The organism is Sediminicoccus rosea, from assembly GCF_033547095.1.
In the GTDB taxonomy this organism is placed as follows: domain Bacteria; phylum Pseudomonadota; class Alphaproteobacteria; order Acetobacterales; family Acetobacteraceae; genus Roseococcus; species Roseococcus rosea.
In genome coordinates, this window is the sequence record NZ_CP137852.1 from 2,063,186 (window position 1) to 2,076,534 (window position 13,349).

A 13,349-nucleotide genomic window follows, 5' to 3' on the forward strand; every position below is an offset into this window, starting at 1 on the left:
CCGGTTGGGGTCAGGCATCCAGCCAGGCACGTGTCGCGGATTTCAGGAATGCCGTGTCCTCGGCGAAGCCTTGCGGATTGCCGGCGCGGTGGCCGTTGATGCTGGGGATCACGCGCATCTCGCCATGGCGCAGATGCGGCAGTTCGGCCGCATTGTCGGCCACGCGGAAATAGAGGTCGGTCTCACCCGGCAGCAGCAGCACCCGGGCCTGGATGGCGCCCAGGGCGCGCGCGAGGTCGCCGCCATGCAGCGGGTTGGCGCTGATGTCGCCGGCATCCCAGCAGCGCGCCTGGGCGTAGAGATTGCCAGCGTCGCGCGCCATCCAGCGTGCCTCCCACTGGTTGACCAGGAAGGCCTCGAGGCTCGGCTCGTTGGTGAGGTGGCGGCCGGCGCGGTAGAAATCCTGGCTCAGCGCCCAGCTCGCATAGATGCGGCCATAGGCGCGCAGCGCCGCCATGGGCTTGGCGGTGAAGCGCCCGCCGCCGATATGCTCGGGTGCGGCCTCCAGCACCGCCATCAGGCTGCGGAGGAAGACCTGGTTGTGCACGGCGGTGCGCGCGCTGCCGCAGATGGCGATGATGCGCTCCACCGCCTCGGGGAAGATCGCGGCCCAGTGATAGGCCTGCTGCGCGCCCATGGACCAGCCATAGACGCAGGCCAGGCGCTCGATGCCGAACTGCTCGGTCAGCAGGCGGCGCTGCGCGCGCACATTGTCCCAGGCGGTCACCAGCGCCGGGTATTCGGGGTCGTTGGACGGGCTGGATGAGAGGCCGTTGCCGAACATGTCGGGCTGGATGATGAACCAGCGCGTCGGGTCCAGGATGCCGTCCGGCCCGATCAGCCATTCCAGCTCCTGGTGCTGGGCCGCGTAGCTGGTGGGGTAGAGGATCACGTTGTCTCGCGCCGGCGAGAGCCTGCCATGCGCCTTCCAGCTCAGCTTCGCGCCGCGGATCACCTCGCCCGAGAGGGTGGTCACGTCGCCCAGGGCGTGCAGGCCCGTCTGGATCGGCCAGCTCATCTCGGTCTCTCCCCTTTTTGAGACAGGCTTGGTGTAGCCGAGGCGAGGCCCGCGGGGATAGGGTCGCGCGCATGGCCGCCATCCTGCACACGGAACGCCTGCTGCTGCGGCCGCTCACCCTGGCCGACGGGCCTGAACTCGCCGCCATCAACGGGGATGCGGCGGTGATGCGGCATTTCCCGAAGCCGCTCGACTTCGCCGCGAGCGAGGCCTTCCGCGAGCGCATCGCGCGCCATTTCGCCGAGCATGGCTACGGCTTCTGGGGCGTGTTCCGGCAGGAGGCGCCGGGGCTGGTGGGCCTGGTCGGCCTGCTCAATATCCCCTGGGAGGCGCGCTTCACCCCGGCGGTCGAGATCGGCTGGCGCATCGCCCCCGCCCATCAGGGCAAGGGCTACGCGCTGGAGGCGGCGCGGGCGGCGCTGGCGCATGGCTTCGGCCCGCTCGGCCTCGCCGAGATCGTCGCCTTCACCATCCCGGCCAATGAGCCCTCCTGGCGGCTGATGGAAAAGCTCGGCATGGCGCCGGACGGTGATTTCGAGCACCCGAACCTGCCCGAGGGGCATCCGATGCGCCGCCACCTCCTCTATCGCCTGCGGAAAATCTTGCCCGCCCGGCGTAACCCCGGCGCCACCCCCGGCGAACCGGGATCAGGCGCTTTCGGGCCCGGCATCGGGCCGGGCGGGCGCGATTGAGGATACGCGTGTCACGACCGAGCTTGCCCTGGGCGGCCTCGCCGGCATGAGCGAGGCCGAGGAAAGGCCCGCGCGCGATGCGCGCTGGTCGGACCTGATGGCGCGCGCCCAGGCGGGGGACGCGCGCGCCTATGACATGCTGCTGCGCGAATGCCTGCCGCTGCTGCGCGCCATCTGCCGCCGCCGCCTGAGCGACGCGGCCGAGGTGGAGGATGCCGTGCAGGACACGCTGCTGACGCTGCACCGCGTGCGCGCCACCTATGACCCGGCGCGCCCCTTCCGCCCCTGGGTCGCCGCCATCGCCGAGCGCCGCGCGCTGGACCGTGGGCGCGGCGTGGCGCGTGGCCTCTCGCGCCACACGGTGCTGGAGGCGGCCGAGCATGTCGGCGCCGAGGGCGATGCCGAGCAGCGGCTGGATGCGGCCGACCTGCGGACGGCGGTGGGGCAATTGCCGGCCTCGCAGCGCACCGCGCTGCAACTGACGAAGATCGAGGCGCTCTCGCTGGCGGAGGCGAGCGCGCGTTCGGGCATGTCCATGGGGGCGCTCAAGGTCGCCACCCATCGCGCCATCCAGAGCCTGCGCCGCAAACTCGGCAGGGAGCCATGACCATGCGGACCGAAGACCTCATCAGCCAGTTGAGCCGCGGGCTCAAGCCGGTGCGCCGGCTGCCCTCGCCGCTCGCCATGCTGGGGCTGTGGTGCCTGTTCTGCGCGGGCGTGATCGGCGCGGCGCTGCTGATCTCGGGCCTGCGCGCCGATTTCGCGGCCTGGCTGATGGACGGGTTCGACCTCTACCACCTCATGTCCGCCGCGCTGGTGGCGCTGACGGCGGGCTATGCCGCCTTCCAGCTGGCCCTGCCCGACCGCGACCAGCGCTGGGCGCTGCTGCCGGTGCCGGCGGTGGTGGGCTGGCTCGTGACGATGGGCTGGGGCTGCCTCGAGGATCTGGCGCGGCTGGGGCCGGAGGCGCTGCAGCTCGGCGTCAGCCTGCCCTGCCTCAGCTTCATCATCGGCCTTGGCCTGCCGATGACGGCGGCCATCGTCTTCCTCACGCGGCATGCGGCGCTGCTGCGGCCGGTGCCGGTGGCGGCTCTCGGCGCGCTCTCGGCCGCGGCCTTCGCGAGCCTCGGCCTGACCCTGGTGCATGAGCTGAACGCGGCGGTGATGGTGCTGGTCTGGCATGGCCTCGCGGTGCTGGTGGTGACGGCGCTGGGCGCGCTGGCCGGGCCCCTGCTGATGCAGCGCGCGGCGCTGTGATCCCACGCCGGGCCGCGCTCGCCCTGCCGCTGGCCGCGCCGCGCGCCGCCCGGGCCCAGGAACTGGACCCGCGCCTTGCCGAGGCGGGCTGGCGCCTGCAGCCGGTGCGCGGCCGTGCCGTCGCGCAATTCACGCTGGAAGAGGCGGGCTCCATCCGCGTCACCGCGCGCGATTCCGTGGGCTTCCTCCTGCGCCCCTTTCCCGGGCCGCCCGGCCGCCTCGCCTGGCGCTGGCGCCTGGAAAGCGCGGCCCCGCCCAGTGACGCCGGGGCGCGCGGCGCCGATGACCGCTCGGCCGCCCTGCATGTGCTCTTCGCGGCCAGCGGCGCGCTCGCCTTCATGCGCCGGGGCCTGACGCCGGAGGGCATGGCCGGCCGCGGCCTCACCTATTGCTGGGGCGGCGGGCCGCCGGGCCGGCGCCTGCCCAACCCCTATGCGCCGCGCGATGGCGCCGTGATCATCCTGCGCGGGGAGGAGGCGCCGCTCGCCACCTGGCTGGAGGAGGTGGTGGATGTCGCCGCGGATCACGCGGCGGCCTTCGGCGAGCCGGCGCCGGCCGTGACCCACCTGGCGCTGTCCGCCGATACGGATGACCGGGGCGGCCTGGCCGTGGCGCGGATCATGCCGCCGCGCTGGCTGTGAGGTCCGTGGTATCATCCCTGCCATCCGCGCCGGGCAACCGCGCAGGCCCGTGGCGCGTAACCTTCCCGAGCCCTTCAGCGAAACCGGCACAGCGCAGCGGCAGATCCAGAATGACGCCCGACACATGACCCATGACGAGACCCCCACACCGGCCGCGCGCCGCCCGCGCCGGAAGGGCGACGTGCTGCATGCCGATCTCTGCGTGATCGGCGCGGGCTCGGCCGGGCTCTCGCTCGCGGCCGGCGCCGTTCAGATGGGCGCCTCGGTCGTGCTGATCGAGAAGCACCGGATGGGGGGCGATTGCCTGAACACGGGCTGCGTTCCCTCCAAGGCGCTGCTCGCCGCCGCCCATGCGGCGGAGGCGGCGCGCGGGGCGGCGCGCTTCGGCGTGGACGTGCCCGCCCCCGTGGTGGATTTCGCCCGCGTCCATGCGCATGTGCAGGGCGTCATCGCCACCATCGCCCCGCATGACAGCGTGGAGCGCTTCGAGGGGCTGGGCTGCACGGTCATCCGCGCCGCCGCCCGCTTCACCGGCCCGCGCGAGGTGGCCGCCGGCGGCCAGCGCATCCGCGCGCGGCGCTTCGTGGTGGCGAGCGGCTCCTCGCCCGCGCTGCCGCCGGTCCCCGGCCTCGCCGAGACGCCGCATCTGACCAATGAGACGATCTTCGAACTGACCGAGCGGCCAGAGCATCTGCTGGTGTTGGGCGGCGGGCCGATCGGCATCGAGATGGCGCAGGCCTTCCGGGGCCTCGGCTCGGCGGTGACGGTGATCCAGCGCGACACCATCCTGCCGCGCGACGAGCCCGAGGCGGTGGCGATCCTGCGCGAGATCCTGCGCGGCCAGGGCATCACGCTGATCGAGGGCGCGCAGGTGGCGCGCATCCGGCCCGGCGTGCAGGTCGAGCTGGCCGACGGCACGGTCATCGCGGGCTCGCACCTGCTGGTGGCGGCGGGGCGCAAGCCCAACCTGGATGGGCTCGACCTCGCTTTGGCGGGTGTGGAGGTGACGCCGCGCGGCATCACGGTGGATCGGCGGCTGCGCAGCACGAACCGGCGCGTCTTCGCCGCGGGTGATGTCGCGGGCGGGCCGCAATTCACCCATGTGGCGGGCTACCATGCGGGCGTGCTGATCCGGAACATCCTCTTCGGCTTGCCCGCGAAGGTGGATTACGCGGCGCTGCCCTGGGTGACCTATTGCGACCCGGAACTCGCCCATGTGGGCCTGACCGAGGCCGAGGCGCGGCTCGCCAGCCACCCGGTGCAGGTCCTGCTGCAGCCGCTCTCCGGCAATGACCGCGCGGTGGCGGAGCGGAGCGACCAGGGCCTGGCCAAGATCATCCTGGGCGGCGGCGGGCGCATCCTGGGGGCGACGATCCTGGCCCCCCGCGCCGGTGAAATGATCGGCCTCTGGGGGCTGGCCATCCAGTCCAGGATGAAGATCGGCGCGGTGGCGCAGATGATGGCGCCCTATCCGACCATGTCCGAGATTTCCAAGCGCGCGGCCGGCGCCTTCTACACGCCGAGCCTGTTTTCCGCGCGCACGCGGCGGATCGTGGGCTGGATCCAGAGGCTGCTGCCATGAGGTGGCTTCGCGACAGGCGGCTCTGGCTGCTCCTTGGGGCCTTGGCCCTGCTCGGGGTGTTACGCGCCACCGGGCTCGGTGAGCTGCTCTCGCTCGATACGCTGGCGCGGCACCGCGAGGCGCTGGGCGGCTTCGTCGCGCGCAACGCGCTGCTGGCGGCGGGCGGCTTCGTGCTGGTCTATGCGGCGGCGGTGGCGCTTTCCGTGCCGGGGGCCATCATCCTCACGCTCGCGGGCGGCTTCCTCTTCGGCGCGGTGCTGGGCACGCTGCTCACCGTGCTGGGGGCGACCATCGGCGCCACGCTGGTCTTCCTCTTCGCCCGCACCATCTTCGGCGAGAACGCGCTGGACCGCTTCGGCGCCCCGGCGCAGCGCCTGGCCGAGGGCATCCGCCGCAACGCCGCCTCCTACCTGCTGGTGCTGCGGCTGGTGCCGCTGTTTCCCTTCTTCCTGGTCAACCTCGTGCCCGCCTTCGTGGGCGTGAAGCTGCCGGTCTACGTGCTGACGACCTTCTTCGGCATCATGCCCGGCACCTTCGTCTTCAGCCTGACCGGCGCGGGGCTGGGTTCCATCCTGGATGCCGGCGGCACGCTCGACCTCGGCGCGGTGCTGACGCCGCAGATCCTGGGCGCGCTGCTGGGCCTCGCCGCGCTCTCGCTCGCGGCCATCCCGCTCAAGAACAGGTTCGCCGCGAAATGATCCGCCGCCGCGCCCTCGGCCTCCTGGCCCCGGCCATCCTCATCGGCCCCGCCCAAGCGGCGGAGCCCGGCCTCGATGCGCTGCTCGGTCGCTACGCCGGCACGCCCGCCGATGGCGTGACGCGTGTGGCCTATGGCCGCTGGAAGGCGAGCGCCGCCGACATGGCCGCCCTCGACGCCTGGATCGCCGAGGCCGCGACGCGCCGCCCCTCGGCCATGCCGCGGGGCGAGGCCTTCGCCTTCTGGGCCAATCTCTACAACGCGCTCACGCTCAAGCTCGTGCTGGAGCGCTATCCGGTGCGCTCCATCAAGGACATCCGCTCGACCGGCGTCGGTCTCGATCCGCGGCAATTCCTCGGGCCCTGGCGCACGCGCCTCGTCACCATCGAGGGCACGCGCATGTCGCTGGACGATATCGAGCACGGCACGATGCGCCCGACCTTCCGCGATCCGCGCGTGCATTACGCGGTGAACTGCGCCTCCATCGGCTGCCCGAACCTGCCGCTGCGCGCCTGGCGGGCGGCGAGCTTGGAAGCCGATCTGGACGCCGCCGCCCGCGCCTTCGTGAACCACCCGCGCGGTGCGGCCCTGCTTGCGGGCGGGGGCCTGCGCGTCTCCTCCATCTATCGTTGGTTCCGCGAGGATTTCGGCGGCGATGATGCGGGCATCCTCGCGCATCTCCGCCGCCATGCCGCACCCCCGCTGGCCGATGCGCTGCGAAATGTCACCCGCATCGCGGAAGATGCCTATGATTGGGCGTTGAACGACGCCACGCCGTCCTGAATTCCGGAGAGCCCCGCCTTGTCCCTTCGCAGCCAGACCACGACGCCGCTCCTGCCCGGCAAGTTCCAGGATCCCGACTGGACGCTGAAGGGCGAGCGGCGCGCGAGCGTCGCCCTCGCGGCGCTGGAGACGCTGTGGTTCAACACCGGCACGCTTTGCAACATCACCTGCGCCAATTGCTACATCGAGAGCAGCCCGCGCAATGACGCGCTGGTCTATCTCACTGCCGCCGAGGTGCGCGGCTACCTGGACGAGGCGGCCGGCTTCCCGGTGGCGGAGGTGGGCTTCACCGGCGGCGAGCCCTTCATGAACCCGGACCTCGTGCCGATGCTGGAGGATGTTCTCTCGCGCGGGTTGCGCGCGCTGGTGCTGACCAATGCGATGCAGCCCATGCGGCGCTATGCCGCCCCCCTGCTGGCGCTGCGCGACCGGCACGGGACGGGCAACCTCATCCTCCGCGTCAGCCTCGACCATCACGACGCCGCCATCCATGACCTGGAGCGCGGCGCGGGCAGCTTCGCCCGGACCATGGAGGGGCTCGGCTGGCTGGCGCGCGAGGGCTTCCAGTTGCATGTCGCCGGCCGCGCGGGCTTCGGCGCGGAGGACGAGGCGGCGATGCGCGCGGGCTTCGCGCGCCTCTTCGCGGCGCACGGCATCCCGGTGGATGCCGAGGACCCCGTGGCCCTCATGCTCTTCCCCGAGATGGACGAGGGGCGCGACGTGCCGGAGATCACCGAGGCCTGCTGGGGCATTCTGAAGAAATCGCCCGAGTCCATGATGTGCGCCTCCTCCCGCATGGTGGTGAAGCGCAAGGGGGCCGAGCGGCCGGCCGTGCTGGCCTGCACGCTGCTGGCCTATGATGAGCGCTTCGAACTGGGCGCCACGCTGACCGAGGCGGCGCGGCCGGTTTCGCTGAACCACCCGCATTGCGCCACCTTCTGCGTGCTGGGTGGCGCGGCCTGCAGTCGATGACGCTGGACTTCGTGCCGCTGAGCGCGCGGCCCGACCTTGCCGATGCGCTCGATACGCCGGAATTCCGCGCGCTCTGGCCGGAATTCATGATGCACGACCCGGCCGCCGACCTGCGCTTCAATGCGGCGGCCTTCTCGCGCTACCTCGATTTCTCCTTCGCGATCCTCGACCCGGCCCGGCCGGACCGGCCGGTCGGCCGTTCCTTCGCCGTGCCCTTCCACTTCACCGGCGAATTGCCGGATTCCGGCTGGGACGGCGTGATCCGGATGGCGCATGCGGATGCGGTCGCCGGCCGCGCGCCGAACGCGCTGAGCGCGCTGGAGATCACGCTGCTGCCCACGCATCGCGGCCAGGGCCAATCGGCCGCCATCCTCCGGGCGATGCGTCGCCATGCCGCGGCGCGGGGCCTTGGCCATCTCTTCGCGCCCGTCCGCCCCACCGCGAAGCAGCACGAGCCCTTCCTGCCGATGGCGGACTACCTGGCGCGCCGCACGGCGGAGGGCTTCGCGACGGACCCCTGGGTGCGCACGCATGAGCGCATCGGCGGGCGCGTCATCAAGATCGCGCCGACCAGCATGGTGATCCCCGGCACGCTCGCCGAGTGGCGCCGCTGGACCGGCCTGCCGCTTGGCGCTTCGGGGCCTGTCGCCATCGAAGGCGGGCTGACGCCGCTGCATGTGTCCGTCGAGCAGGACCACGCCGTCTATGTCGAGCCCAATGTCTGGATCGAACATCCCCTGGAAGACCCCGCCGCATGATGCATCGCCGCTCGCTCCTCGCCGCGCCACTCCTGTCGCCGGGCCTCGCCCAGGCGCAGACGCGCGCGCCGATCCGCTTCGCCGTCGGCCCCTTCCAGCCGACCGCGGGCGACACGCGCCGCGCCTTCGAGCCCTTTTTCGCGCATCTGGCGCAGGCGCTGGGCCGGCCCTACGAACTCACCGTCACCACCGACTGGGCCGGCATCGCCGTCGCACTCGGCGCGGGCCAGGTGGATGCGGCCTGGATGGGACCCTGGGGCTACGTCCTGGCGCGCGACCGGGCGCGGGCTGAGGCGCTGGCGACGGTGCTCTACCAGGGGCGGCCCACCTACCACGCGATCATCCTGGCGCGCGCGGGCCTCACCATTGCCCGCTTTCCGGATGATGCACGCGGCCTCTCGATCTCCTTCGCCGATGCGGGCTCGACCAGCGGCTGGCTCATCCCGCATCACTGGTTCGCGCAGCAGGGCATCGAGGTGCGGCGCTTCTTCCAGTATCGCGACGGCGCGAGCCATGCGGCGAACGTGATTTCCGTGGCCTCGGGCCAGGTGGACCTCGCCACCGATTTCGACCGCAACTTCAACGCCATGCTGGCTTCCGGCCGGGTGCGGCCCGAGCAGGCGCGCATCGTCTGGCAGAGCGAGCCGCTGCCCAATGACGCGCTCGCCGTCCGGCATGACCTGGATGCGGCGACGAAATCGGCACTCGCCGCCGCCGCGCTCGCCATCACGCCCGAGCAGGCGGTACGCGTCATGCCGGCCAACTACACGGGCTGGGTGGCGGCGACCCCCAGCACCTATGCGCTGATCGAGGCGGCGGGGCGGTCATTGGGGCGGCTGCGCACCTCGTGAAGCTGGGTTGGCTTGCCTTCATCGCTCTGCTGCTGGGCTCGGCCTGGGTGGTGGCGCCCGATCCGGCGCGGCTGGCGGCCGGGTTGCCGCGCCTCGCGGGCTGGCTTGCCGGCGCCTGGCCCCCCGATTTCTCCGATGCCGGGGACATTGCGCGCCGCGCGGGCGAAACGCTGGGTATCGCCACCCTCGGCACGCTCGCCGCCGCGCTGATGGCGGTGCCGCTCGCGCTGCTGGCGACGCGGCAGGTGACGCCGGGCTTCGCGCTCTACCACCCGCTGCGCGCCGTGCTGGATGCGTTGCGCGGCGTGGATGGCTTCGTCTTCGCGCTGCTCTTCGTCGCCGCCGTGGGCCTCGGCCCCTTCGCGGGCATGCTGGGCGTCGCGCTGCATTCGGCGGGCTCGGTCGCCAAGCTCTGGTCCGAGACGATGGAGGAGGCCGATCCGCGCCCGGCCGAGGCGATCCTCGCGGTCGGCGGCTCGCGCTGGCATGTCGCGCTCTGTGCCCTGGTGCCGCAGACGCTGCCGCAGAACCTGGGCGCGCTGCTCTATGTGTGGGAGGCGAATATCCGCGCCTCCACCGTGCTCGGCCTGGTCGGTGCGGGCGGGCTCGGGCAGGAGCTGAAGAACGCGGTGGACCTGCTGGATTTCAACCGCGTGCTTGCCATCCTCATCGTCATCATCGCCCTGACCCTGGCGGCGGACCGCATCAGCGGCGCCCTGCGCCGAAGCCTGTCCTGAAGGTTGCCTCGCATGATCCCGACGCTGCGGCTCGACGCGCCCCTCCTAGTCATGGGCGGGCCCTATTCCAACCTGCAGGCGACCGAGGCGCTGCTGGCCGAGGCCGCGCGGCGCGGCATCCCGGGGGAGCACATCCTCTGCACCGGCGATGTCGTCGCCTATGCCGCCGATGCCGCGGCCTGCTGCGACCTGATGATGCAGAGCGGCGCCCGGGTGCTGATGGGCAATTGCGAGGAGAACCTCGCGGCCGGCGCCGAGGATTGCGGCTGCGGCTTCGCCGAGGACACGGCGTGCGACCTGCTCTCGCGCGCCTGGTATGCCCATGCGCTCCGCCAGGTGACCGCCCGCCACCGCGCCTGGATGGGCGGGCTGCCGCGCCGCATCCATCTCGACCTGCCCGATGGCCGCAGGCTCGCCGTGCTGCATGGCGGCGCGCGGGAGATCAGCCGCTTCCTCTTCGCCTCGGCCGGGGATGAGGAATTGCGGGCGGAACTCGCGGCGACCGGCTGCGCCGGCGTCATCGCCGGGCATTGCGGCATCCCCTTCGCCCGGCGGCTTGCGGGCGGCGGGCTCTGGCTCAATGCGGGCGCGATCGGCATGCCGGCCAATGACGGCACGCCGCGCGTCTGGTTCGCGCTGCTGACGCCGGGGCCGCGCGAACTCGGCATCGAGATCCTGCCGCTCGCCTATGACCACGCCGCCGCCGCCGCCGCGATGCGCCGGGCGCGCCTGCCCGAGGGCTATGCGGCGGGGCTGGAGAGCGGGCTCTGGCCCTCCTGCGACGTGCTGCCGCCGGCCGAACTGGCCGCGCGCGGGCAGGCGCTGGCGCCGCGGCGCCTGGTCTGGTGAGGGCTCAGCGCGTCTCGCCGTAGTGTGAGCCGATCCGGTCGTCCCAGGCGCGGAGCATATAGGCGCGCGCGGCGGCGCTGAGCGGCGGCGCCACGGCGCGGCCTTCCAGCTCGGCCGCGAGCGAGGGCGTCAGCGCCTCGGTCCAGAGGCGGTCGGTCGGGGTCGTGTCGGTCACGCGCGGGCCGGTGCCGGGCACCAGGCCGCGGCCGAAGACGTGGCGCTGCATCCCGGGCTGGCCGAGGAAGGCGGCGAGGGGCTGCAACTGGGCGATGCGCGCCTCCGCCACGCCGCGCGGCACGGCGAGGATGAGGCTGTGCGGCAGCAGCGGCGCCGCCTGGAAGGGCGTGCAGAGCGTGTCGGGCGGCAGGAGGCGCTGGCCCATGCCCAGCAGGTAGGGGCCGAGCAGCGCGGTGCTGAGGTCCACGCCGCCCTCCAGGAATTCCTCCGTCGCCGCCTCGCCGGAGCTTGGGTAATAGGCGACGTGCTGGCCGAGCTCGGCGAGGTAGGCCCAGGTGGCGGGCCAGCCGGCGCGCGGATCGAGCGGATCGGAGTCGTTCAGGAGATAGGGCAGGCCGGTCACGAAGGTCTGGCCGAAGCGTGACTGGCCGGGCCGCGTGTACTGGAAGCGCCGCGGATTCTGCCGGGCATAGTCCAGCAGCTCCTCCGCCGTGCGCGGCGCCGTGGGCAGGACGGAGCGGCGATGCACCAGCACCGGGCCGCCCGGCACGGCACCGAGGACGAGGCCGCTCGCGCCGATGCGCTCCTGCACCAATTGCCCGGCGGGGGTCAGGCCCGGCGTATTGGCCGCCAGCAGCGCGGCCGGCACCTCCTGCCAGAGGTCGCGCGCGGCGCCGAGCGCATGGCCCGCGATGTTGGTGATCACGGCATCGGTGCCCGGCAGCCCGGCCTCGACCTCCTCGCGCAGCTCGGTCGCGATCCAGGGCACGTTCTCGATCCGCAGCGTGCCGACCGGCAGGTGGAAATCCGGATGATCCTGCAGCTCGGTGAGTACGGCCGTGTTCAGCCGCGGCCCCTCGCCGGCGATGACGACGAAGAGGTCACCCGCGTGCGGGGCCTGGGCCCAAGCCGAAGGGGGGGCGCGCGTGGCGCCGGCCGTGGCGGCGGCGGCCAGCAGGGAGCGGCGGGAGAGGCGGCTCATCGGGGCGGCGCCAGGCCGCGCAGCCCTGCCGGAACGCCGCGCACCTGCGACTGCTCCGCGCTCAGGTTGCGCGACCACTGGGCCTGGACGGGCGCGGGGGAGGGCGGCTCGGCCACCTCCTCATCGCCGCGCCAGCGGGCCCAGGCGGCCTGGGCCGCGCCCATCAGCCGCTCGGTGCGGGAGGGCGGGGTGGCAGGCGTGGGGGGCACCAGCGCCGGGGGCTGCGGGGCCATGTGCGGCGCGATGCGCGTCTGCAGCACCAGCGCCGCGCCGAAGTAATCGGGCGCGTCGGCGACGCCGAGCGGCGTGCCCACCGTCTCGCCGAAGCGGCTGCGGACCAGCGCATGGATGGCGCGGATGCCGGCATGGCCCGGATAGGGCGCGATCTCGCCGGTCCCGAGATCCACCCAGGCGGGCGGGCGCCGGGGGTGGTTCGGGAAGTCCCAGAATTCGCGGGAGGCCGGGAGCGGGCCCACATCCAGCCCCTGCCAGGCGAGGTTCAGCGGCACCCGCACCGCATCCCAGGCGAAGCGGTTGGGCCAGCGGCCGGCATTCACCGGCGGCCCGCCCTGTGCGGGCAACAGCAGCCAGTCGGGTGGCAGGCGCCAGCGGCCGAAGGCCGCCTCGTCCATCAGCCGCAGCCCATCCTGCTCCAGTGCCGCCCAGCGCGCATCGGGCACGAGGCGCGAGAGGGCGCGCAGCGCCGGAAAGGCGTAGTAGGAGAGGTTGATGATGACGCCCTGCGAATCCTGGAAGCCATGGATGCCGGGCAGCAGCAGCGTGCGGCCCTGGAACTCGATCACGCAGCAGCGCAGGATGTCGGCCGTGATGCGCTGCGCTGCCTCGCGATAGGCGGGGACGTTCCAGCGCTCGGCCGCCATGAGGAGCGACCAGGCGATGAAGATGTCGCCATCCGTCGCGTTGTTCATGTCGGTCACGCCGGCGCGGCTGTTGGGGTCGAAGCGCCAGGCGGCGAGGCTGTCGCTCGGGCGCGCCAGGTTGCGGCGCGTCCAGTTCCACATCAGGTCGAAGCGCGCGCGGTCGTCGAAATGCACGGCGAAGAGCATGGAATAGCCCTGGCCCTCGCTGTGCGAGATGCCGCGGTTGGCGGTATCGATGATGCGGCCCTCGGGCGCCATGTAGCGCCGCACATAGGCCTGCCATTCATTGGGCCCGGGCGGCGGGGGCGGGGCGGCCAGCGCCGGGGCGAGGGTCAGCAGGAAGGCGGCCAGAAGGATGAGCGCGCGGTGCGTCAGGGCCAGGGGCATGCGGGCGTCTCCAGTCGAGGGCAACGCTTGCACGCGAATGCGCCCGGTTCAAGCTGGCATTCAGATTTTGCGATAAGGCGACGCG

Annotated in this window: 15 protein-coding genes; 12 read left to right on the forward strand and 3 right to left on the reverse strand. The window is 72.7% G+C overall.

Features of this window, described 5'->3' with window-relative positions:
* Positions 1 to 10: 10 nt before the first annotated feature.
* Positions 11 to 1,018: an alpha/beta fold hydrolase gene (locus R9Z33_RS09915; RefSeq protein WP_318651130.1), complete on the reverse strand. Its 1,008-nt coding sequence runs from the start codon at positions 1,016 to 1,018 to the stop codon at positions 11 to 13.
* 71 nt (positions 1,019 to 1,089) lie between these two features.
* Between R9Z33_RS09915 and R9Z33_RS09920 the strand changes: the two genes are divergently transcribed.
* The 12 genes from R9Z33_RS09920 to R9Z33_RS09975 all read left to right on the forward strand — a co-directional run bounded on the left by R9Z33_RS09920 (position 1,090) and on the right by R9Z33_RS09975 (position 10,837).
* Positions 1,090 to 1,710, forward strand: a complete 621-nt coding sequence (locus R9Z33_RS09920) for a GNAT family N-acetyltransferase (protein ID WP_318651131.1) — start codon at positions 1,090 to 1,092, stop codon at positions 1,708 to 1,710.
* Positions 1,711 to 1,756: 46 nt separating this feature from the next.
* Positions 1,757 to 2,317: a sigma-70 family RNA polymerase sigma factor gene (locus tag R9Z33_RS09925; protein ID WP_318651132.1), complete on the forward strand. Its 561-nt coding sequence runs from the start codon at positions 1,757 to 1,759 to the stop codon at positions 2,315 to 2,317.
* Between the two features lie 2 nt (positions 2,318 to 2,319).
* Entirely contained in the window at positions 2,320 to 2,967 is a 648-nt protein-coding gene (locus R9Z33_RS09930) for an NrsF family protein (protein WP_318651133.1), read from the forward strand.
* Entirely contained in the window at positions 2,964 to 3,608 is a 645-nt protein-coding gene (locus R9Z33_RS09935) for a DUF3047 domain-containing protein (RefSeq protein WP_318651134.1), read from the forward strand. The genes R9Z33_RS09930 and R9Z33_RS09935 overlap by 4 nt, the downstream gene beginning before the upstream one ends.
* A gap of 124 nt (positions 3,609 to 3,732) precedes the next feature.
* Positions 3,733 to 5,190, forward strand: coding sequence for a dihydrolipoyl dehydrogenase family protein (locus R9Z33_RS09940; RefSeq protein WP_318651135.1), 1,458 nt, complete (start codon positions 3,733 to 3,735; stop codon positions 5,188 to 5,190).
* The gene (locus R9Z33_RS09945) at positions 5,187 to 5,888 is read left to right on the forward strand and encodes a TVP38/TMEM64 family protein (protein ID WP_318651136.1); all 702 of its coding nucleotides are present in this window, start codon (positions 5,187 to 5,189) and stop codon (positions 5,886 to 5,888) included. Before R9Z33_RS09940 ends, R9Z33_RS09945 begins: the two co-directional genes overlap by 4 nt.
* A complete protein-coding gene (locus R9Z33_RS09950; protein WP_318651137.1) occupies positions 5,885 to 6,670 on the forward strand; it encodes a DUF547 domain-containing protein in 786 nt (261 codons plus the stop codon). The genes R9Z33_RS09945 and R9Z33_RS09950 overlap by 4 nt, the downstream gene beginning before the upstream one ends.
* Before the next feature lie 18 nt (positions 6,671 to 6,688).
* Positions 6,689 to 7,642 (forward strand): radical SAM protein, encoded by a 954-nt coding sequence (locus R9Z33_RS09955; protein ID WP_318651138.1) that lies wholly within the window; start codon positions 6,689 to 6,691, stop codon positions 7,640 to 7,642.
* The gene (locus tag R9Z33_RS09960) at positions 7,639 to 8,400 is read left to right on the forward strand and encodes a hypothetical protein (RefSeq protein WP_318651139.1); all 762 of its coding nucleotides are present in this window, start codon (positions 7,639 to 7,641) and stop codon (positions 8,398 to 8,400) included. The genes R9Z33_RS09955 and R9Z33_RS09960 overlap by 4 nt, the downstream gene beginning before the upstream one ends.
* The gene (locus R9Z33_RS09965; protein WP_318651140.1) at positions 8,397 to 9,251 is read left to right on the forward strand and encodes a phosphate/phosphite/phosphonate ABC transporter substrate-binding protein; all 855 of its coding nucleotides are present in this window, start codon (positions 8,397 to 8,399) and stop codon (positions 9,249 to 9,251) included. The genes R9Z33_RS09960 and R9Z33_RS09965 overlap by 4 nt, the downstream gene beginning before the upstream one ends.
* Complete coding sequence (phnE, locus tag R9Z33_RS09970) at positions 9,248 to 9,988, forward strand: phosphonate ABC transporter, permease protein PhnE (RefSeq protein WP_318651141.1); 741 nt, start codon at positions 9,248 to 9,250, stop codon at positions 9,986 to 9,988. Before R9Z33_RS09965 ends, phnE begins: the two co-directional genes overlap by 4 nt.
* A 12-nt stretch (positions 9,989 to 10,000) precedes the next feature.
* Positions 10,001 to 10,837 carry a metallophosphoesterase family protein gene (locus tag R9Z33_RS09975; RefSeq protein ID WP_318651142.1) on the forward strand — a complete coding sequence of 279 codons (837 nt, stop codon included), beginning with the start codon at positions 10,001 to 10,003 and terminating at the stop codon, positions 10,835 to 10,837.
* A 4-nt stretch (positions 10,838 to 10,841) separates the two neighbouring features.
* On the opposite strand, the gene R9Z33_RS09980 is transcribed toward R9Z33_RS09975, so the two are convergent.
* Positions 10,842 to 11,996, reverse strand: coding sequence for an extracellular solute-binding protein (locus R9Z33_RS09980; protein ID WP_318651143.1), 1,155 nt, complete (start codon positions 11,994 to 11,996; stop codon positions 10,842 to 10,844).
* The gene (locus R9Z33_RS09985; RefSeq protein WP_318651144.1) at positions 11,993 to 13,264 is read right to left on the reverse strand and encodes a glycosyl hydrolase family 8; all 1,272 of its coding nucleotides are present in this window, start codon (positions 13,262 to 13,264) and stop codon (positions 11,993 to 11,995) included. Before R9Z33_RS09985 ends, R9Z33_RS09980 begins: the two co-directional genes overlap by 4 nt.
* Positions 13,265 to 13,349 lie beyond the last annotated feature (85 nt).

Coding starts and splice junctions, on each gene's coding strand:
- R9Z33_RS09915 (WP_318651130.1), bottom strand. CDS start 1,018: ATGAGCTGGCCGATCCAGACGGGCCTGCACGCCCTGGGCGACGTGACC.
- R9Z33_RS09920 (WP_318651131.1), top strand. CDS start 1,090: ATGGCCGCCATCCTGCACACGGAACGCCTGCTGCTGCGGCCGCTCACC.
- R9Z33_RS09925 (WP_318651132.1), top strand. CDS start 1,757: ATGAGCGAGGCCGAGGAAAGGCCCGCGCGCGATGCGCGCTGGTCGGAC.
- R9Z33_RS09930 (WP_318651133.1), top strand. CDS start 2,320: ATGCGGACCGAAGACCTCATCAGCCAGTTGAGCCGCGGGCTCAAGCCG.
- R9Z33_RS09940 (WP_318651135.1), top strand. CDS start 3,733: ATGACCCATGACGAGACCCCCACACCGGCCGCGCGCCGCCCGCGCCGG.
- R9Z33_RS09945 (WP_318651136.1), top strand. CDS start 5,187: ATGAGGTGGCTTCGCGACAGGCGGCTCTGGCTGCTCCTTGGGGCCTTG.
- R9Z33_RS09950 (WP_318651137.1), top strand. CDS start 5,885: ATGATCCGCCGCCGCGCCCTCGGCCTCCTGGCCCCGGCCATCCTCATC.
- R9Z33_RS09960 (WP_318651139.1), top strand. CDS start 7,639: ATGACGCTGGACTTCGTGCCGCTGAGCGCGCGGCCCGACCTTGCCGAT.
- R9Z33_RS09965 (WP_318651140.1), top strand. CDS start 8,397: ATGATGCATCGCCGCTCGCTCCTCGCCGCGCCACTCCTGTCGCCGGGC.
- R9Z33_RS09975 (WP_318651142.1), top strand. CDS start 10,001: ATGATCCCGACGCTGCGGCTCGACGCGCCCCTCCTAGTCATGGGCGGG.
- R9Z33_RS09980 (WP_318651143.1), bottom strand. CDS start 11,996: ATGAGCCGCCTCTCCCGCCGCTCCCTGCTGGCCGCCGCCGCCACGGCC.
- R9Z33_RS09985 (WP_318651144.1), bottom strand. CDS start 13,264: ATGCCCCTGGCCCTGACGCACCGCGCGCTCATCCTTCTGGCCGCCTTC.